This window comes from Pseudonocardia nematodicida (genome assembly GCF_040105385.1).
GTDB classification, from domain to species: domain Bacteria; phylum Actinomycetota; class Actinomycetes; order Mycobacteriales; family Pseudonocardiaceae; genus Pseudonocardia; species Pseudonocardia nematodicida.
In genome coordinates this window covers 1-17,954 of the sequence record NZ_JBEDNQ010000009.1, presented here as the reverse complement: position 1 = coordinate 17,954, position 17,954 = coordinate 1, and the positions used below count along the sequence as shown (strand labels likewise).

Here is a 17,954-nt window from a genome sequence, read left to right as displayed (position 1 = left end):
CGGGGTGTGGCGCAGCTTGGTAGCGCACTCGCTTTGGGAGCGAGGGGCCGTGGGTTCAAATCCCGCCACCCCGACCGCAGAGGAACTGCAGAAGCGGACCGGTTCGGGTCAGGTCGGAAAGCGGTGGGCGAGAGCCTGCAGGCGGGTGGCGAGCTCGATGTTGGGGCCCTCGTCGGCCCCCATCCGCACCACGACGGTGTCCGTGGTCGGCGAGACGACCATGATCTGGCCGTGCGCCCCCATGGCCGCGAGGTCACCGCCGGGAAGGACCCACCACCCGTTGCGATAGCCGACATCGATCGGCCCCAGGGTGGTCGCGGCGCCGGACGGCGTGAGGCTGCGGGCGACGAAGGGGTCGTCGCCGTCGTCGAGTACGAGCTGTCCGATCCGGGCCAGGTCGCGGGCGGTCACCACCAGCCCGCTCTCGTGGTACGGGAAGCCCTGGTCGTCGACGCACCAGAGCACCGGGTCCTGGGCTCCGAGATCCCGCCACAGCCCTTCCAGCGGTGCATCGGTCACGAGCGCACCGGTCGTGCGCTCGTAGGCGAGCCCGGTGAGGTTCGGTGCGTAGTCGTTGTAGGTGAACGGGCCCGGCGTGCTCGTCACCTGCGGACGCTCCACCACGGTGCGACGCAGGTCCGTCGCGTAGTAGACGGCGGCCTGGTCCTGGTTCACCCACGGGAACGGCACGGACTCGCTGAAGGTGATGCCGGACCGCATGTCCACCAGGTCCGCGAGGGTGATGTCGGCGAACCGTGGGTCCCGCTGCGTCAGTTCGGGAACGGCCTCTCCGAGGGAGAGGTCGAGCCCGGACAGCTCGCCGTCCTCGACGGCGCGGGAGATCAGTAGTGCGAGCACGGTCTTCGACACCGAGAACGCCGGCGCCGGGCGCTCGGGGCCGCTGTCCGGGCCGTACCACTGGCAGACCATCCGTCCACCGTGGACGATCACCAGACTCTGGGCGTTCCCGGTCGGGGGGTCCGTGACCGGGCAGTCCCCGGTCGGCCACGGCCGCGGAGCGGCAGGCGCGACGGCGACGTGCGCCTTCCACTCGACGTCCGAGACGTCCGAGCCGCGGTGCCACAGCACCCGGGTCACGTACCGGGCGTCCCAGCCGCCCATGGCCAGGAGGAACACCAGCAGCGCGACGGCCGTGACCGCGGGGATCCACACGACTCGGCGGGCCACACGCCGAATCTAGCCCTGACCGGTGGGGTCAGCGATCCTCCGCACCGGATGTGTCGCCCGACAGCTCGTCCAGCGAACCCCGCACCCTGCGGTCGATCTCGTCGTGGATCGGCCGGACGTCGTCCACCCCGCGCCCGGCCGGGTCGTCGAGCGGCCAGTCCGGGTGGCGCCGCCCGGGCAGGCTTCGCCGCACCCCATCGTGATCACGACGTCGGCGGCCCCGACGTCGTCGACACCGAGCGTCGCCGGGACGGCACCGGCCAGGTCGATGCCGACATCGGCCATCACCTCGCGGACCGCGGGATCGATCGTCTCCGCCGGACAGCACCCCGGGGGACGTGCGTCACGGAGGAACTCCTGATCAGTGGAAGAGGCGATGGCGTAGCCACAGCGAGACGTAGACCAGCGCGACGAGGACGGGCACCTCGATCAGCGGCCCCACGACCCCGGCGAGCGCCTGGCCGGAGGTGACACCGAACGCGCCGATCGCGACGGCGATGGCGAGCTCGAAGTTGTTCCCCGCGGCGGTGAACGCGAGCGTGGTGGTGCGCTCGTACCCCATCCCCACCGCCCGGCCGATCGCGAACGATCCGGCCCACATCAGCGCGAAGTACACCAGCAGCGGCAGCGCGATCCGGGCGACGTCCAGCGGCCGGGAGGTGATCGCCTCACCCTGCAGCGCGAACAGCAGGACGATGGTGAACAGCAGCCCGTGGAGCGCGAACGGCCCGATCCGCGGCAGGAACCGTTCCTCGTACCAGGCACGCCCCCTGCGCCGCTCCCCGATCCGGCGGGTCAGGTAGCCGGCCACGAGCGGGATACCGAGGAAGACCAGGACCGACCTCACGATGTCCCAGGTGGACACGTCGAGGTCGGCCACCGGGAGACCGAGCCGGCCGGGCAGCACCGACAGGTAGAACCAGCCGAGCACGCCGAACATGACGACCTGGAACACCGAGTTCAGCGCGACGAGCACGGCGGCGGCCTCGCGGTCCCCACAGGCCAGGTCGTTCCAGATGACGACCATGGCGATGCAGCGGGCGAGCCCGACGATGATCAGCCCGGTCCGATACTCGGGCAGGTCGGGCAGCATCAGCCAGGCCAGCGCGAACATCAGCGCCGGACCGAGTACCCAGTTCAGCGCCAGTGAGGTGATCAGCAGCCTGCGGTCGCCGGTGACGGTGCCGAGGCGGTCGTAGCGGACCTTGGCCAGGACCGGGTACATCATGACCAGCAGCCCCAGTGCGATCGGCAGCGAGACGCCGTCGATGGCCAGCGCGTCGAGCATCGGAGCGAGCCCGGGGACCAGGCGGCCGAGCAGCAGCCCGGCGGCCATGGCCGCGACGATCCACACGGCCAGGAACCGGTCGAGCGTCGACAGCCTGCCGACGACCCGATCGTCGCCGGTCGCCGTGGAGCGGTCCGCACTCACGGGGCGAGGTGTCCGACGCCGCGGTGCGTGCCGGTCGGCGAGAGCACGTCGGCGAGGCGGCCGAGCACGTCGGGCAGGACCCGGTAGTAGATCCAGGTCCCGCGCCGCTCCCCCACGATCAGACCTGCCTGGCGCAGGACCTTGAGGTGGTGCGAGATGGTCGGTCCGGACAGGTCGAAGACGTCGGTCAGGTCGCAGACACACGCTTCGCCGCCGGCGTGCGAGGCGATCAGTGACAGCAGCCGCAGCCGGACCGGGTCCCCCAGCGCCTTGAACACCCGCGCCAGGTCGGCCGACTGCTCGCCGGACAGCGGCTCGGCGACGAGGGGTGAGCAGCACTCGACGGTGCCGGCGAGGAGCTGCTCCCCGGAATCCTGCTTCGACATGCGCCTATCTTGACAAGCATCGAATCACGGAGCAACCTCTGTCTCGACAGTCGTCGAAACAAGGAGGATCGATGTCACGGGTACAGCTCGCGCTGCGGGTGTCCGACCTCGAAGGATCGATCGAGTTCTACCGGTCGCTGTTCGGCGTCGAACCCGCCAAGCATCGACCCGGCTACGCCAACTTCGCCGTCGCCGAGCCCCCGCTGAAGCTCGTGCTCATCCAGGGCGAGCCGGACCGGCCGACCGTGCTCGACCACCTGGGCGTCGAGGTCGAGGAGACCGGACAGGTCCAGGAGGCCACCGAACGACTCTCCGCACTGGGGCTGTTCACCCAGGTCGAGAACGACACCACCTGCTGCTACGCCCGTCAGGACAAGGTGTGGGTCCACGGCCCCGGCAACGAGCCCTGGGAGGTCTACGCCGTCACGGACGACTCACCCGGGTACGGCCGGGACGGCGCCGTCGCCGCCATGGCCGTCCCCACCGCGGCCGACGAGGACGGGCGCCCGGCAGCCTGCTGCGCGGCCAGCTGATCCGGGCCCGACGGCGATACCGGGGGTCACCCGGACCCGAGATCGTCGTCGAGAACCCTGCCGATCCGTACGCCCGAGGCGGTCATATCCCGATCGTCAGGCGGTGGATGCGACCGCCGTCGTGCTCGAACCGGAATCGGAGGACGACGGTGCCGCCGGGGAAGTTCCCGTCCAGTCTCACCTGGACGGTCGAGTGGGTGTCGTCGGAGACCTGCTGCCCGATGCGGGTGCTCGTGTAGCTGAACTCGGTCGACGATCTCCCGACCCACTCCGTCGTGTCGATGACGGTGTTACTTCGATTTCAGCAGTCACATCGGCTGCTACATCAGCAGTCGCCCTACACCCGCTTCGACCAGTTCGAGGTCAACATCGGGCTGTCCTCGAGCATGCTCACCACGCGGCTCAGGACATTGGTCGACAACAGCATCCTGACCAAGCGCGCGTACCAGGAGCGTCCGGTGCGGTACGAGTATGTGCTCACCGACTTCGGGCGGTCGCTGCGGCCGGTCCTGGTCGCGATGGCGGCGTGGCGCAATGCGCAGCTCGCGCCCGAGGAGCGGGCCATGGTGCTGGTCGACGCCGAGACCGGCCGGGAGGTGACGCCTGCCGTGATCGACCCCGGGACGGGCCTGACCGTGTCGGATCCGCGCTTCGTCTTCACCGCGGGCCCGGCGGCCGGGACACAGATGCGTGCGCGGTACGCCGGGACGCGGAGCCGAGCCGGCGCAGACTGACCCGACGCCGGTCGCTGCCGGCCCGGCGGCCCGAGCGGCCGTCGTCCGGTCCGGATCGGTCGAGCGGTTCGACATCACGCGACCGAAGTCGGAGCGGGCACCGCCACAAGGATGAGGAACCGAACACCGGGTCCGCTCTAGGCTCCGCCCATGAACGGGTCGTGGACGTGGCATCCCCGGGCGACCGACGTCCTCATGATCGCGATCGCGGCGGGGATCGGGCTGAGCGGTCTCCGGATCAGCGCGGCCGATTGGGGCACGCTGCCGTCCTGGCTGGTGCCCCTGGACGCCGTCCTCGGTGTGGCCGGCGCCCTCTCGCTGTGGTGGCGACGCCGGTTCCCGGTGCTGATCGCATCGGGCCTGGCCGTGCTCGCCTTCGGCTTCGAGTCGGTCCACGTGGCCTCGACGCTCGCGCTGTTCACCGTGGCCATCCACTGCTCGATCCGCGCCACGGCCGTGCTGACCACGGCCAACCTGCTGGCCTACCTGGTCTTCTACACGCTGCGCCCGGTGCCCGACGAGAACCTGCTGTTCCTGGTCGGCTTCCTGCTCACCCTGCACGTCGCGGTGGTCGCGTGGGGACTGGCCATCCGCAGCCGTCGCGAGCTCGTCGCATCGTTGCGGGAGCGGGCCACGATGGCCGAGCGCGAGGCCCGGCTGCGCGCCGAACGCTCCCAGCACGAGGCCCGCGAGACCCTGGCCCGCGAGATGCACGACGTCCTGGGGCACCGGTTGTCGCTGCTCAGCGTGCACGCGGGCGCGCTCACCTACCACCGGAACGCGACGGCGGAGGAGACCTCGCAGGCCGCGGAGGTGATCCGGGACAACGCCCACCGGGCCCTGCAGGACCTGCGCGAGGTGATCGGGGTGCTCCGGGCCCCGGTCGGCGAGCTCCCGCTACCCGGCGTCGTCGACGTCGCCGAACTGATCGACGAGGCGGGCCAGGCGGGGACACCGGTCGAGATCGACGACGAGCACGGCGTCCTGACCGGCCGGCACGCCGTCCCCGAGACCGCCGGCCGGACCCTCTACCGGTTCGTCCAGGAGGGACTCACCAACGCCCGCAAGCACGCACCGGGCGCGCCGGTCTCGGTGCGGATCACCGGGGACCCGGGCGAGATCCTGCTGGCCGAGGTCGAGAACGCGCCGCCGTCCGGGCCGGTGGACCCGGCCACGCTGCCGCCGGGTTCCGGTGAGGGTCTGCGGGGCCTCGCCGAGCGGGCGACGCTCGTCGGCGGCCGTCTCGATCACGGTCCGACCGCTGCCGGCGGGTGGAAGGTCGGGATGCGGCTACCGTGGCCGGCATGAGTAGGGCCGACGCACTTCCTCCCGCGGAGGCGGCATGAATACCGAGCCGAGCGTCTCCGTGCTGGTCGTCGACGACGACCCGGTCGTCCGGTTCGGACTCACCATGATGCTGCGCGGCGCTCCGGACCTGCACGTCGTCGCCGAGGCCGGGGACGGTGCCGAGGCGATCGAGCTCGCCGCGCAGCACTCCCCCGACGTCGTGCTCATGGACATCCGGATGCCCGGGACCGACGGGCTCACCGCGACCGAGAGGCTGCGCCGCCGCCCGGACGCGCCCCAGGTCGTCGTGCTGACGACCTTCGACGCCGACGAGCACGTCCTGCGCGCGCTGCGCGCCGGGGCCGCCGGGTTCCTGCTCAAGGACACCCCGCCCGACGAGCTGGTCCTCGCCGTCCGGCACGCCGCCGCCGGACGTCCGGTCCTCTCCCCCGAGGTGACCCGCAGGCTCATCGACCGCGTCGCCGTCGGGTCCGAACAGGACACCGCACGGGACGCGGCGCGACGCCGGCTGGACGAGCTCGCCGACCGGGAGCGCACCGTCGCGCTCGATCTCGGCGCCGGCCTGTCCAACAGCGAGATCGCGTCCCGCCACCACCTCAGCATCGCCACGGTGAAGACGCACGTCTCGTCGATCCTCACCAAGCTCGACCTCAACAACCGGGTCCAGGTGGCGCTGCTCGTGCACGACGCGGGCCTCGACGCGGACGGCTGACCACCTCACCCGCCCAGGAGACGGTTGTGCCGCATCGTCGCGGCGCGCTCGAACCCGGCGACGAGCCCGACACCGATCAGAGCGAAGTTGACCTGCCACGTCAGCGGCAGCGGGGTGGTGAAGTCGCCGGTGTGCGCGGCGACGGCCTCGATGTTCGTCAGGGCGTCCAGCCCGCTCATGGCCTGTACGGCCAGCACCCCCACCAGCAGGACCACCGCCACCACGCCGAGCACGGCACTGGCGAACGGGAACCGCTCGCCGAACCTGGCCCGCAGCCCCTCCGTCGAGTGGGCGAGCGGGGTCAGGAGGTGCTCGGTGCGGTCGTCGCGCAGGTAGTGCATGCGCTTGAGGCCGTACTGGTTCGTCGCGACCTCGATGAGGCCGCCGGGCACGGGGAAGGTCACCGGCAGCGTGGCGCGGGCGACCTGGACGCCGTCCCGGTACAGCGCGGCCGGGGGACGCTTCGACGTGCTGTCCGCGCCGTGCCGGACGTCGACCTCGTAGAGGTGCTCGCCGCCGGCTCCGTCCGGCAACCGGATGGCGAACACCGACCGCGCGAACAGCTGCCAGAACCGGTAGCGCTGGATCGGGCTGCCGTCGCCGGCCTTGACCTTCGCGAGCCGGCGGTTGCGCTTGTAGGTGGCGAACACGGTGCTCTCCCGTCGTCGAGTTCGGTCCCGACGCTAGGGACGACACCCGGCCCTCCGGATCGGTCGACAGGATCGACCTCGCCGACCGAAGTAGGAGCGGGGAGGATCCCGGGGTCCTCCCCGCTCAGCGGACGGCTCGCCCGGGCAGCGGAGTGGCGGTGAAGACCGAGTCCGGGTCGTAGGCGGCCTTCACCGCGAGCAGGCGCTCGGTGTTGGGGCCGTAGGCGGCGTCGACCTGGTCGACGTGCTCGGGCCCGAGCACGTTGACATAGCCGCCCGGCACCGAGAGCGGGGCGAGCGCCGCGTGCGCCCGATCGGCCCAGGCCAGGTGCCGGTCGTCGTCGAGGTCGTCGGACTCCCACAGCGCGACCACTTCGATCATGAGGTGCGGCGCGCGGGCCGCGAACGCCGTGTCGCCGACCGGCACGCGGGTGGCGGCGCCGTGGAACGGGTGCAGCAGGATCGCCGAGTACGGCGAGGTGACCGACCGCGCCGACTCCTCGAGGACGTCGACGAGCGGGTCCGTCCACCCGGCGACGGTGCGCGTACGGATGGCCCCGCGCCGGCCGAACGGGTACAGGGCGTCGACGGCGTCGAGCGTCACCGAGCGCGGGACGGGACCGATCTCGGCCATCAGCGGTGTGCTGAGCCGGGCGAGCGCGTGCACCGGCCCGTCGTCGGCGAGCCCGACGGCCGGGTCCCCCGACCAGGTCGGCGACACGAGGACGGCCGGGCTGCCGTCCGGCGCGGTGACGAACCCGACGTCGACGGACAGCTCGTCGGGCGCCGGGTGCAGGGCGTCGTCGAGCGCGCGGAGCACGTCTCCGGCCTGCGCGAGCGGGTAGAGGACCGTCCCGGCGACGACCGTCGCGCCGGGATGCAGCCGGAGGCGTGCCGAGGTGACCACCCCGAGGTTCCCGCCTCCCCCGCGCAGCGCCCAGAGCAGGTCCGGTTCGTGCTCGGCGTCGGTGACGGTCCGTGAGCCGTCGGCGAGGACGACGTCGGCGCCGAGCAGGTTGTCCGCCGCCGTCCCGTGACGCCCGATCAACGGCCCGTAACCACCACCCAGGGCGAGGCCGAGGACGCCGACGGAGCCGGCCGTGCCGGTCACGGCGGTCAGGTCGAGCTCCTCGGCCGCGCCGACCAGGTCCGACGAGAGCGCCCCGCCGCCGATCTCGGCGACCCGCGCGGCGCCGTCGACCCGGACCTCGCGCATGCCGGTCAGGTCGACGACCACGCCGCCCTCGCGCAGGCCACGCCCCCAGAAGTCGTGCCCGCCGCCGCGCACCGACAGCGGCACGTCGCTCCGGCGGGCCGCCCGGACCGCGGCCTGCACGTCGGCGGTCGCCGCACACCGCACGACGACGGCGGGCCGGGTGCGGATCGCGTCGTTGAACTGCCGCACGCTCGCGTCGTAGGCGGGGCCGCTGCGCAGCACGCGCTCCGCGGGGATCGCGGCGCGCAGGTCGGCGAGCAGGGGTTCGGTCGTGCGGTCGGTGTCGACTCGTGAGGTCATCGTCGCTCCGGCTCCATCTGTCGGCGTCCTTGTCATGCGACGTCCTTGTCACGCGGTGTCCGGGGAGCGTTCGGGCCCGCGCGAAGTTACGCCGCGCAACGGTGTCACGGAACCCCGGGACTGCCGACCGTCGTGCCTGGGTGTTCATTCGTCTCAGAATCGGGCGGAAAGCTTCCGGGATGGCAGGGATCCCTGGCGGCCGATGTAGACGCTTGTCAGAGTCGTGGGCGGCACGACGACGGTGGGTCTCCCCAGGACGTCTCCGTCGCCGTGTGCTCGTCGGCTCCCCCTTCGACGCGCCGCGCTCCCCCATTCGCCGGCCGCGTCGAGCTCCCCACGACGACCGGAAGCGAGACACGCACATGATCTACCTGTCGGGCATCGCCCTCGCCGCCCTGACCGCGCTCGGGCTGGGCAAGCTGGCCCTGGACGGCTACGCCGGTGAACCGCACACCTGGCCCGAGGGCAAGGACCGCGGCGTCCCGGACCGGGCGAAGGTTCCGGGGCAGCGCCGGCCGCAGCTCCCGCGCCGGCGGGCCGCCGTCGCAGTGGCCGGGTAGCGCGCCGAGACGCCTCCTGGCGCGCCGACCGGCCGCGTGGCGCGCTGACCGGCCGGGGTGATCGCCGTCCGGGTGCGGATCGGTGCCATCCGCGGCACCGGTCAGCACCGGGCTGATGATCTCCGACCCGGCCGCGCCGCCGCCCGGCCGGCAACCCTCCATGATCACCATCCGGGTCACGGCCGGTGCCATCCGTGGCACCGGTCGTGACCCGGGACGGTGATCGAGGGTGGCGTCGGCCGGGCGCCCGGGCCGTGGAACGCTCCGGACATGTCGGACTCGATCTCGCGGACAGAGCCCACCCGTCGTGCCGCCGCGGCGCTGGACGCCGCCGTCGGAGCCGGTCGCGACCTCGGCCTCACCGTCACCGACGCCACGGTGCTGCACGACGTGTTCTCGGTCGTCGTGCATCTCGCCCCCGCCCCGGTCGTCGCCCGGATCCCGACGTTCCTCCCGCCCGACGAGACCCTCGACGCGCTGGCCGAGCGCCAGCGCTCCGAGCTCGACGTGACCCGCTGGCTCGACGCCCGCGGTGTCCCGGTGCTCCCGCCCAGCCCGCTGGTGCCGTGCGAGCCGGTGCGCCGCGACGGGTTCTCGATGACCTTCTGGCAGTTCGTCGACCAGGACCACGGTGCCGAGCCGGACTACGAGGCGCGGTCGGAGCGCACCGCGGACCTGCACGCCGCGCTGCGCGACTACCCGGGCCCGCTGACGTTCCTGTCCGCCGCCCAGCCGGGGTTCGTCACCGCGGGCCTGGACGTGCTCGGTGGGCGTCCGGATCTGCTGGACCCGGCCGATCTGGACCGGGCCCGGCGGGAGTGGCGCGTGCTGGAGCCCCTCGTCCGGTCGCGCACCGCGTTCGAGGCGAGGTTCCCCGGGATCGACCTGCGGCCCGTGCACGGCGACTCGCCGCCCGCCAACATCTACTCCGGCGTGGGCGGGGACCGTTTCGCCGACTTCGAGCTCATCACCCTCGGCCCGGTCGAGTGGGACGTCGCCGGGCTCGGTGCCGGGTGCGAGACCGCCTACGACCGCGGCGCCCGGCGCCTCGGCAGCCGCCCGCTCGACCCCGCCGTGCTGGGGTTCACCAACGCGGTCGGGATGCTCCGGGCGATCGCCGTCCTGTCGATGGCTCCCGAGCTGCCGGCCGTCGTGGACTTCGTCGGGCCCGCGGTGGACGCGTGGCGGACGATGCCGTTCGCGGGCGGCGTGCCCGGCTGATCCGCAGGAGGTCGGTGTGGACATCCGTCAGGTGCAGTACTTCCTCGCCGTCGTCGAGACCGGGACGGTGCACGCCGCCGCGGACCGGCTGTTCGTCGCGCAACCGTCGGTCTCGCAGGCGCTCCGCCGCCTGGAGCAGGACCTGGGCAGCGAGCTGTTCCGGCGCACCGGTCGCCGGCTGGTGCTGACCGCGGCCGGGCGCGCGCTCGTCGAACCGGCCCGCGACCTCGTCCGGGCCCGCGACGCCGCGCGGGCCACGGTCGAGGCCGTCGACGGCCTGCGCGGCGGCCGGCTGCTGCTGTCCTCGATGCCGTCGCAGGCGGTGAGCCCGCTGCCGTCGCTCGTCGCCGCGTTCCGCGGAACGCATCCCGGGGTCGAGATCGGGGTCGCGACGGCGACCGGTCCGGACGAGGTGTGCGCCGCGGTCCGGGAGGGCGAAGCCGAGGTCGGGCTGCTCGCGACGTCGAACGGGCCGCTGCGGGAGTCCGGGCTGCGGACCGAACCGCTGTTCGTGCAAGGGTTCGTCGTCGTGACCGGCGATCCCGGCGTCCTGCCCGCCGACGACCGGGCGCTGCGCCCGGAGGACCTGCGCGACCTGGACCTGATCGTCGGTCAGCGGGGTACCGGCATGCGCCGGGTCGCCGAGACGATCCTGTCGGTGACCGACTGCCGGGTCGCGGTGCAGATCGAGCAGCGCGAGGCCCTGCTGCCGCTGGTACTGGCCGGGCTCGGGGTCGCCGTCGTCGCCGACTCCTGGCGCGGGCTCGCCGAGTCCGCCGGGCTCACCGCGCGCCCGCTGGAGATCGACGAGAACCTGCACACCGCGCTCGTCCTGCACCCGCGGCGCACGAGCCCGGCCGCGGAGGAGTTCGCGCGGATCGCGACCGACCGATAGGCCCCACCTATCGACGGGATCGTCTTCCGGTCTTGGACGTGCGGGCGCGGATGCGGCCCAATGGTCGCCATGAAGATTGTGTCGGTGCACGAGGGCGTGGTCCCGATCAGCTCCTCGATCCGCAACGCCTGGATCGACTTCAGCGCCATGGACTGCTCGATCGCGGCCGTGGTCAGCGACGTGGTCCGGGACGGCGAGCCGGTCGTCGGCTACGGCTTCAGCTCCAACGGCCGCTACAGCGCCGGGGAGATCCTGCGCCGCCGGATCGTCCCGCGCCTGCTCGACGCGTCCCCGGACTCGCTGCTCGCCGAGGACGGGCAGCTCGACCCGGCCCGGGCCTGGGACGTGGTGATGACCAACGAGAAGCCCGGCGGGCACGGCGAGCGCTCGGTCGCCGTCGGCGTCGTCGACATGGCGCTGTTCGACCTGGCCGCCAAGATCGCCGGGCAGCCGCTGTACCGCTGGCTCTCCGACCGCTACGGCGACGGCGAGCCCGACGAGGACGTGTTCGTCTACGCCGCCGGCGGCTACTACGCACCCGGCAAGACCACCTCCGACCTGCAGGACGAGATGCGCGGGTTCCTCGACCAGGGCTACCGCGTGGTCAAGATGAAGATCGGCGGCGCGGACCTCGCCGAGGACCTGCGGCGGATCGAGGCCGTCATCGACGTGCTGGACGGCGACGGGTCCCGGCTGGCCGTCGACGTCAACGGGAAGTTCGACCTGGCCACCGCGCTGGCCTACGGCGAGGCCATCGAGCCCTACGGCCTGTTCTGGTACGAGGAGGTCGGCGACCCGCTCGACTACCGGCTCAACGCGACGCTGTCCGAGCACTACCGCGGCCCGATCGCCACCGGCGAGAACCTGTTCTCCCTGCAGGACGCGCGCAACCTGATCCGCTACGGCGGCATGCGTCCCGACCGCGACTACCTGCAGTTCGACCCGGCCCTGGGCTACGGCCTGACCGAGTACCTGCGCGTCCAGGACATGCTCGCGCAGCACGGCTGGTCCTCGCGCCGCTGCATCCCGCACGGCGGGCACCAGTTCTCCCTGCACATCGCGGCCGCGCTCAAGCTCGGCGGCAACGAGTCCTACCCCGGCGAGTTCCAGCCCACCGGCGGGTTCGCCGACGGCGCGGTGGTCGAGAACAGCCGCGTCGGGCTGACCGAGACCCCCGGGATCGGGTTCGAGCAGAAGGCGGCGTTCCACGAGGTGCTACGCGCGCTGCACGACTGACCCCGGTCCGGGTCAGCCGAACTTCTCGATCTCGTCGGCAGTGAAGTAGTTCTGGCTCAACCCGCCGACGCGGACCAGGTACTTCCCGTTCGGTTCGTCCAGGTAGACGACGGTGCCCACCTGTCCGGTCATCAGGCTCCCGGTGATCTGCACGGTGTCACCGATCGCGAACTCGTCCATACCGACGATGTTAGGACGATTCGGGCAACCCCGTCTGCCATCCTCACCACCCGTGAGCCCGGACGTCGCCGCCGCCCTGTCCTTCCTCGCCGGCCACGGCCGGCTGCTCGACCGTCGCCGCGCCGAGCTGTTGCTGGACCGGACCGGGCCGGACGCCGTGCTCGCCGCCGTCGACGGCCACCGCAACGACGACGGCGGCTACGGCTGGGGGATCGAGCCGGACCTGCGCGCCCCGGAGAGCCAGCCCGCCGGCGCGCTGCACGCCTTCGAGGTGTTCGCCAAGATCGGGCCGGCGACCACCCCGCGGGCGGTCGAGCTCTGCGACTGGCTGGAGGCGGTGAGCCTGCCCGACGGCGGGCTGCCGTTCGCCCTGCCGGTGGCCGACCGGGCCGCCTGCGCACCGTTCTGGGCCGGCGCGGACCCGGCCGTCTCCACCCTGCAGAGCACCGCCTTCACCGCCGGCGCCGCGCTGCGGGTGGCCGCGCACGACCCGGTCGTCGCCGGACATCCCTGGCTGGACCGGGCCGCCCGCTACTGCCTGGACGCCGTCGCCGCCCTCGAGGAGGCGCCGCACGCGATCGCGCTGTCGTTCGCGGTCCGGTTCCTCGACGCCGCGCACGACCGCTACCCGCAGGCGCCGGCGCTGCTGGAGCGGCTCGGCCGGTTCGTGCCCGGCGACGGCCGCGTCCCGGTCGCCGGCGGCGCCGAGGGCGAGACGATGCGCGCCCTGGACTTCGCGCCGTTCCCCGGCAGCCCGGCGAGTGCCCTGCTGGATGCCGGGGTGATCGAGGCCGAGCTGGACGAGCTGGCCGCCGGGCAGCGCGACGACGGCGGGTGGGCCGTCGACTTCGGCAGCTTCTCCCCCGCCGCGGCCCTGGAGTGGCGGGGCTACGCCACCGTCGGCGCCCTCACGACGCTGCGGGCCCACGGGCGGCTCGGCGCCTCGCGCTCGTGAGCGGCGGAGCCGCCTCGCCGGCCCAGGCGCGCAGCGCCTCGAGCACCGCCGGCAGGACCGGGTTGTCGTTGCCCGGCCGCCAGGCCGCGACGAGCTCGACCGGGAACCCGCCGTCGTCGTCGAGCGGGCGCAGGACGACCCCGCGCAGGCCGAGCCGTTCCGCGGCGGCGGGCACCAGCGCGATCCCGGCGCCGGCCGCGGCCAGCGCCAGCGCGGTGTGCACCTGCCCGACGTACTGGACGTAGCGCGGGGTGATCCGGGCGCGGCGGATCGCGGCAACGGTGATCTCGTGGAAGTACCGGGCCTCGATCGGCGAGTACATGAGCATCGGCTCGTCGTCGAGCGCCGGCATCGCCACCGGGCCGGTCTCCCGGGCGAGCAGGTGCGACTCCGGCACCGCGACCCGCAGCGGTTCGCGGGACAGCGGCAGCGAGGCCAGCTCCGGCGGTACCGGCGGGCGGGTGAGGCCGAGATCGAGCTCGCCGGAGAGCAGGCCGTCGAACTGGGTGCCGCTGACCTGCTCGCGCAGCACGACGTCGACCAGCGGCGCGGCCTCCCGGAAGCCGGCGAGCACGTCGTCGAGCGAGGAGTACGCGGTCGCCGCGGTAAACCCGAGCACCAGCGTGCCCTCCTCCCCGCTGCCCGCACGGCGGGCCGCGTGCACCGCGGACTCGGCGAGCTCGAGCAGCCGCCGCGCGTCGGTGAGGAACCGCCGGCCGGCCGCGGTCAGGACCACGCCCCGGCCCACCCGGTCGAACAGCGCGACGCCGAGCGACTGCTCGAGCAGCTGGATCCGCCGCGACAGCGGAGGCTGGGTCAGCGAGAGCCGTTCGGCCGCGCGGCCGTAGTGCAGCTCCTCCGCGACGGCCACGAACCCCTCGAGCTGGGCCAGCGTGAACATCGATCCAGTCTATGCATCGGTGCATCCACAACAAGTGTTGGACGTGCATATATGGAGCTGCCTACCGTGGCCGCGTGCAGCCCGGTGACGAGGCCGGGCGGAGAGGTGTCGTGATGGGTTCCCCGGTCGTCCGCGAGCTGCGCGTCGTCCCCGTCGCCGGACGGGACAGCATGCTGCTCAACCTCTCGGGTGCGCACGCCCCGTTCTTCACCCGCAACCTGGTCGTGCTCACCGACTCCGACGGCCGCACCGGCGTCGGCGAGGTCCCCGGCGGCGAGGCCATCCGGGCGACCCTCGACGACGCGCGGGACCTGGTCGTCGGCCGTCCCGTCGGTGCGTTCCACGCGGTGCTGAACGAGGTCCGCCGCCGGTTCGCCGACCGGGACTCCGGCGGCCGCGGCGCCCAGACCTTCGACCTGCGGGTGACCGTGCACGCCGTCACCGCCCTGGAGTCGGCGCTGCTCGACCTGCTCGGCCAGCACCTGGACGTGCCGGTCGCCGATCTGCTCGGCGACGGCCGGCAGCGCGACCGGGTGCCGGTCCTGGGCTACCTGTTCTTCGTCGGCGACCGCACCCGCACCGACCTCCCCTACCGCGCCGGCGAGCCCGGCGACGACTGGTTCCGGGTGCGCGACGACGAGGCGCTGACCCCCGAGGCCGTCGTCCGGCTCGCCGAGGCCGCGCAGGCCCGCTACGGCTTCGCCGACTTCAAGCTCAAGGGCGGGGTCCTGCCGCCCGACGACGAGGCCGCCGCGGTCCGCGCCCTCAAGGAGCGCTACCCGGACGCCCGCATCACCCTCGACCCGAACGGCGGCTGGACGCTCGCCGAGGCCGTCCGCATCGGACGGTCGCTCACCGACGTGCTGGCCTACGCCGAGGACCCGTGCGGCGCCGAGAACGGCTACTCCGGCCGCGAGGTGCTCGCCGAGTTCCGCCGCGCCACCGGGCTGCCGACCGCGACCAACATGGTCGCCACCGACTGGCGCCAGCTCGGCCACGCGATCCGCGCCGACGCCGTCGACATCCCGCTCGCCGACCCGCACTTCTGGACGATGGCCGGCTCGGTCCGGGTCGCCCAGCTCTGCGACGCCTGGGGCCTGACCTGGGGCTCGCACTCCAACAACCACTTCGACGTGTCGCTGGCGATGTTCACCCACGTCGCCGCGGCCGCGCCCGGCGAGATCACCGCGATCGACACGCACTGGATCTGGCAGGACGGCCAGCGGCTCACCACCGACCCGTTCCCGATCGTCGGCGGCGGGATCGACCTCCCGGCGAAGGCCGGCCTGGGCGTGGAGCTGGACTGGGACCGGGTCGAGGCCGCGCACGAGCTCTACCGCGAGCACGGGCTCGGCGCCCGCGACGACGCGACCGCGATGCGGTTCCTGCTGCCCGGCTGGTCGTTCGACCCGAAGCAGCCGGCTCTGGTCCGCTGAGGCGGCTGCTAGACCCAGCCCCCGGCGCTGTGCAGCGGCCCGACGACGCGGGCGACCCGGTCCGCGACCTGGCGCAGCGAGTCGACGACCGCGCGCTCGCGCCTCTCGTCGAGCCGGGCGATCGGGATGGAGGCGCTGATCGCGTCGGTGGGCAGGTCCGCGTACTGCAGCGCGACGGAGAAGCAGCGCAGGCCGAGGCTGTTCTCCTCGTTGTCGACCCCGTAGCCCCGCTCCCGGGTCGCGGCGAGGTCGGCGTCCAGCGCGGCGCGGTCGACGAGCGTGTGCGGGGTCAGCGCGGTCAGCGCCGCCGGGATGTGCCGGTCGCGCTCCGCCCCGTCGCGCGCGGCGAGCAGGACCTTGCCCAGCGACGTGCTGTAGGCGGGCAGCCGCCGGCCGACCCGACTGTAGGGCCGCAGGTACTGGCCGGACTCCTTGGTGGCCAGGTAGACGACGTCGGTGCCGTCGAGCCGTCCGAAGTGGAAGGTCTCGTCCAGCTGCTCGCGCAGCTCGTCGAGGTAGGGCCCGACCAGGGGGAGGTAGGGGTCGGAGTCCAGGTAGCTGGTCCCGGCGAGCAGAGCGCGGATCCCGATGCCGTAGAGGGTGCCGGTGGTGTCGGCCCGGACCCAGCCGTACTTCGCCAGCGTGCGCAGCAGCGCGTGCAGGCTGCTGCGCGGCACACCGAGGGCCTCGCTGAGCTCGCGCAGCCGCACCGGCCGGTTCTGCCGCGCGGCCAGGAACTCCAGCACCTCGACCGTGCGCGCGGCCGACTTGACCTCGCGGACGCCGTTCACCGCCTCGGCGGCCGGTTCCGTTGTCATCCGACTCCCCCTTAACCGACATCTCAGACTAGCCAGGCCCCGACCCGCCGTCCACGGACGTGGCCGGGATACCGACGCGCCGTCGGCTTGTCCTCATATGCAGACATCATGCACACTAGTGGAACCCGATGGAGGGAGTATCGATGGGCGAGAGCCTGCGCGTCCTGGTCACCGAACCGATCATGGACAGGTTCCGGGACACCCTCACCCGGTCCGGCACCGGACCTCACGAGTGGATCTTCGCGCGTGGCGAGGCCGCGCTCGGACACGCCGGCACCGCGGACGTCCTGGTGTGCTCGTCCGCCGCTCCCGCCCTGCTGCGGGCCGCGCCCAACCTGCGGCTGGTGCACGTGACCGGCGCGGGGATCGACAAGATCGCGCTCGACGCGCTGCCGCCGGCCGCCGCGCTCGCCAACACCTTCCACCACGGCCGCTCGATCGCCGAGCACGTCGTCACCGTCGCGATGATGCTGCTGCGCCGGATCCCGGCCGGCGACGCCGCGGTGCGCCGGGGCGAGTGGCGCAACGTGATCGTCGACGACACGTACCCGTTCGGCGGGGTGCTGGCCGGCCGCACGCTCGGCGTGATCGGGCTCGGCGAGATCGGCTCGGCCGTCGCCGAGCTCGCCGCGGCGATGGGGATGCGGGTCCGCGCGGTGCGCCGGGACCCGACCGCGCCGCGTCCCGCGGCCGTCGAGCAGGTCGGCCCGGTGTCGGAGCTGCACGAGCTGCTGGCGGCCTCCGACGTGGTCGTCGTGACCATCCCGCTGAACGAGCACACCCGGGGCCTGGTCGACGCCGCGGCACTGGCCGCGATGCGCCCGGACGCGATCCTGGTCAACGTGGCCCGGGGCGCGGTCGTCGACGAGCAGGCCCTGCACGACGCACTGTCCGCGGGCACGATCGGCGGGGCCGGCATCGACGTCTGGTGGCGCAACCCGCGCGACCCGGACGCGCCGCCGCCGTCGCACCTGGACTTCAGCGGGTTCGCCAACGTGGTGCTGACCCCGCACCAGTCCGGGCACACCGAGGAGGTCTTCCGCGGCCGGGCCGGTGACATCGCCGATGCCGTCGACGCCCTCGCCGAGGACCGCCCCCTCCGGAACGTCGTCCGCGGCCCCTCCGGGGCCTGACTCATGACGCTTCAGTCCGGGCATGCCGGACTCAAGCGACGCTCCTATGGGCTGTCAATGGTCAGCGGGGTGTTGGGCCGGGTGGGTGGGGTTTCGAGCTGGCGGTGGAGCTGGCGGGCGATGTAGCGCTTGAGGCAGCGGCGGATCTCGCGGTCGGTTT

20 protein-coding genes and 1 tRNA gene are annotated in these 17,954 nt (G+C 73.1%); 12 read left to right on the top strand and 9 right to left on the bottom strand.

All coding sequences use genetic code 11. The features are described from left to right. Positions 1-74, top strand: a tRNA-Pro gene (locus tag WIS52_RS20770). Positions 75-108: 34 nt separating this feature from the next. On the opposite strand, the gene WIS52_RS20765 is transcribed toward WIS52_RS20770, so the two are convergent. From WIS52_RS20765 to WIS52_RS20750, 4 genes are all read right to left on the bottom strand, one after another. Beyond that, a complete protein-coding gene (locus WIS52_RS20765; protein WP_349299980.1) occupies positions 109-1,188 on the bottom strand; it encodes a serine hydrolase domain-containing protein in 1,080 nt (359 codons plus the stop codon). 28 nt (positions 1,189-1,216) lie between these two features. Then, positions 1,217-1,381 carry a hypothetical protein gene (locus WIS52_RS31770; protein WP_379611320.1) on the bottom strand — a complete coding sequence of 55 codons (165 nt, stop codon included), beginning with the start codon at positions 1,379-1,381 and terminating at the stop codon, positions 1,217-1,219. Between the two features lie 168 nt (positions 1,382-1,549). Next, positions 1,550-2,620 carry an ACR3 family arsenite efflux transporter gene (arsB, locus tag WIS52_RS20755; RefSeq protein ID WP_349299979.1) on the bottom strand — a complete coding sequence of 357 codons (1,071 nt, stop codon included), beginning with the start codon at positions 2,618-2,620 and terminating at the stop codon, positions 1,550-1,552. Further along, entirely contained in the window at positions 2,617-3,006 is a 390-nt protein-coding gene (locus WIS52_RS20750) for an ArsR/SmtB family transcription factor (protein WP_349299978.1), read from the bottom strand. The genes arsB and WIS52_RS20750 overlap by 4 nt, the downstream gene beginning before the upstream one ends. A gap of 71 nt (positions 3,007-3,077) precedes the next feature. Between WIS52_RS20750 and WIS52_RS20745 the strand changes: the two genes are divergently transcribed. The 4 genes from WIS52_RS20745 (at position 3,078) to WIS52_RS20730 (ending at position 6,293) form a co-directional block, all read left to right on the top strand. After that, on the top strand, positions 3,078-3,539 hold the full coding sequence (locus tag WIS52_RS20745; RefSeq protein ID WP_349299977.1) for an ArsI/CadI family heavy metal resistance metalloenzyme: 462 nt from the start codon (positions 3,078-3,080) through the stop codon (positions 3,537-3,539). A 281-nt stretch (positions 3,540-3,820) separates the two neighbouring features. Then, entirely contained in the window at positions 3,821-4,273 is a 453-nt protein-coding gene (locus WIS52_RS20740; RefSeq protein WP_349300267.1) for a winged helix-turn-helix transcriptional regulator, read from the top strand. 150 nt (positions 4,274-4,423) lie between these two features. Next, positions 4,424-5,581, top strand: a complete 1,158-nt coding sequence (locus WIS52_RS20735) for a sensor histidine kinase (protein WP_349299976.1) — start codon at positions 4,424-4,426, stop codon at positions 5,579-5,581. A gap of 34 nt (positions 5,582-5,615) precedes the next feature. Continuing rightward, positions 5,616-6,293, top strand: coding sequence for a response regulator transcription factor (locus WIS52_RS20730; RefSeq protein ID WP_349299975.1), 678 nt, complete (start codon positions 5,616-5,618; stop codon positions 6,291-6,293). A gap of 5 nt (positions 6,294-6,298) precedes the next feature. Here the strand turns inward: WIS52_RS20730 and WIS52_RS20725 are convergent, their stop codons facing one another. Both WIS52_RS20725 and WIS52_RS20720 read right to left on the bottom strand, forming a co-directional pair. Next, complete coding sequence (locus tag WIS52_RS20725; RefSeq protein WP_349299974.1) at positions 6,299-6,943, bottom strand: hypothetical protein; 645 nt, start codon at positions 6,941-6,943, stop codon at positions 6,299-6,301. 124 nt (positions 6,944-7,067) lie between these two features. After that, on the bottom strand, positions 7,068-8,459 hold the full coding sequence (locus tag WIS52_RS20720; protein ID WP_349299973.1) for an FAD-binding oxidoreductase: 1,392 nt from the start codon (positions 8,457-8,459) through the stop codon (positions 7,068-7,070). Positions 8,460-8,821: 362 nt separating this feature from the next. On the opposite strand from WIS52_RS20720, the gene WIS52_RS20715 reads away from it, so the two are divergent. The 4 genes from WIS52_RS20715 (at position 8,822) to WIS52_RS20700 (ending at position 12,371) form a co-directional block, all read left to right on the top strand. Then, entirely contained in the window at positions 8,822-9,019 is a 198-nt protein-coding gene (locus tag WIS52_RS20715) for a hypothetical protein (RefSeq protein WP_349299972.1), read from the top strand. Positions 9,020-9,289: 270 nt separating this feature from the next. Further along, positions 9,290-10,240 (top strand): aminoglycoside phosphotransferase family protein, encoded by a 951-nt coding sequence (locus tag WIS52_RS20710; protein WP_349299971.1) that lies wholly within the window; start codon positions 9,290-9,292, stop codon positions 10,238-10,240. Between the two features lie 16 nt (positions 10,241-10,256). Continuing rightward, positions 10,257-11,135, top strand: coding sequence for a LysR family transcriptional regulator (locus tag WIS52_RS20705; RefSeq protein WP_349299970.1), 879 nt, complete (start codon positions 10,257-10,259; stop codon positions 11,133-11,135). Positions 11,136-11,204: 69 nt separating this feature from the next. After that, entirely contained in the window at positions 11,205-12,371 is a 1,167-nt protein-coding gene (locus WIS52_RS20700) for a mandelate racemase/muconate lactonizing enzyme family protein (RefSeq protein ID WP_349299969.1), read from the top strand. A gap of 12 nt (positions 12,372-12,383) precedes the next feature. Here the strand turns inward: WIS52_RS20700 and WIS52_RS20695 are convergent, their stop codons facing one another. Next, entirely contained in the window at positions 12,384-12,551 is a 168-nt protein-coding gene (locus WIS52_RS20695; RefSeq protein WP_349299968.1) for a KOW domain-containing RNA-binding protein, read from the bottom strand. Between the two features lie 52 nt (positions 12,552-12,603). On the opposite strand from WIS52_RS20695, the gene WIS52_RS20690 reads away from it, so the two are divergent. Beyond that, complete coding sequence (locus WIS52_RS20690; RefSeq protein WP_349299967.1) at positions 12,604-13,506, top strand: hypothetical protein; 903 nt, start codon at positions 12,604-12,606, stop codon at positions 13,504-13,506. On the opposite strand, the gene WIS52_RS20685 is transcribed toward WIS52_RS20690, so the two are convergent. Continuing rightward, on the bottom strand, positions 13,460-14,407 hold the full coding sequence (locus WIS52_RS20685; RefSeq protein WP_349299966.1) for a LysR substrate-binding domain-containing protein: 948 nt from the start codon (positions 14,405-14,407) through the stop codon (positions 13,460-13,462). The two genes, WIS52_RS20690 and WIS52_RS20685, sit on opposite strands and share 47 nt — an antisense overlap. Positions 14,408-14,520: 113 nt before the next feature. Here WIS52_RS20685 and WIS52_RS20680 point away from each other — a divergent pair, with 113 nt between their 5' ends. Next, positions 14,521-15,843: an enolase C-terminal domain-like protein gene (locus WIS52_RS20680; RefSeq protein WP_349299965.1), complete on the top strand. Its 1,323-nt coding sequence runs from the start codon at positions 14,521-14,523 to the stop codon at positions 15,841-15,843. An 8-nt stretch (positions 15,844-15,851) separates the two neighbouring features. On the opposite strand, the gene WIS52_RS20675 is transcribed toward WIS52_RS20680, so the two are convergent. Continuing rightward, on the bottom strand, positions 15,852-16,661 hold the full coding sequence (locus tag WIS52_RS20675; RefSeq protein ID WP_349299964.1) for an IclR family transcriptional regulator: 810 nt from the start codon (positions 16,659-16,661) through the stop codon (positions 15,852-15,854). Between the two features lie 143 nt (positions 16,662-16,804). Here WIS52_RS20675 and WIS52_RS20670 point away from each other — a divergent pair, with 143 nt between their 5' ends. Then, on the top strand, positions 16,805-17,794 hold the full coding sequence (locus WIS52_RS20670; protein ID WP_349299963.1) for a 2-hydroxyacid dehydrogenase: 990 nt from the start codon (positions 16,805-16,807) through the stop codon (positions 17,792-17,794). The last annotated feature ends 160 nt before the right edge of the window (positions 17,795-17,954 follow it).

Excerpts from the sequence above, each read along its gene's own strand:
- WIS52_RS20735 (WP_349299976.1), top strand. The coding sequence starts at position 4,424 with ATGAACGGGTCGTGGACGTGGCATCCCCGGGCGACCGACGTCCTCATG.
- WIS52_RS20730 (WP_349299975.1), top strand. The coding sequence starts at position 5,616 with ATGAATACCGAGCCGAGCGTCTCCGTGCTGGTCGTCGACGACGACCCG.
- WIS52_RS20715 (WP_349299972.1), top strand. The coding sequence starts at position 8,822 with ATGATCTACCTGTCGGGCATCGCCCTCGCCGCCCTGACCGCGCTCGGG.
- WIS52_RS20685 (WP_349299966.1), bottom strand. The coding sequence starts at position 14,407 with ATGTTCACGCTGGCCCAGCTCGAGGGGTTCGTGGCCGTCGCGGAGGAG.
- WIS52_RS20695 (WP_349299968.1), bottom strand. The coding sequence starts at position 12,551 with ATGGACGAGTTCGCGATCGGTGACACCGTGCAGATCACCGGGAGCCTG.
- WIS52_RS20700 (WP_349299969.1), top strand. The coding sequence starts at position 11,205 with ATGAAGATTGTGTCGGTGCACGAGGGCGTGGTCCCGATCAGCTCCTCG.
- WIS52_RS20740 (WP_349300267.1), top strand. The coding sequence starts at position 3,821 with ATGACGGTGTTACTTCGATTTCAGCAGTCACATCGGCTGCTACATCAG.
- WIS52_RS20680 (WP_349299965.1), top strand. The coding sequence starts at position 14,521 with ATGGGTTCCCCGGTCGTCCGCGAGCTGCGCGTCGTCCCCGTCGCCGGA.
- WIS52_RS20750 (WP_349299978.1), bottom strand. The coding sequence starts at position 3,006 with ATGTCGAAGCAGGATTCCGGGGAGCAGCTCCTCGCCGGCACCGTCGAG.
- WIS52_RS20720 (WP_349299973.1), bottom strand. The coding sequence starts at position 8,459 with ATGACCTCACGAGTCGACACCGACCGCACGACCGAACCCCTGCTCGCC.
- WIS52_RS20675 (WP_349299964.1), bottom strand. The coding sequence starts at position 16,661 with ATGACAACGGAACCGGCCGCCGAGGCGGTGAACGGCGTCCGCGAGGTC.
- WIS52_RS20745 (WP_349299977.1), top strand. The coding sequence starts at position 3,078 with ATGTCACGGGTACAGCTCGCGCTGCGGGTGTCCGACCTCGAAGGATCG.
- WIS52_RS20670 (WP_349299963.1), top strand. The coding sequence starts at position 16,805 with ATGGGCGAGAGCCTGCGCGTCCTGGTCACCGAACCGATCATGGACAGG.
- WIS52_RS20710 (WP_349299971.1), top strand. The coding sequence starts at position 9,290 with ATGTCGGACTCGATCTCGCGGACAGAGCCCACCCGTCGTGCCGCCGCG.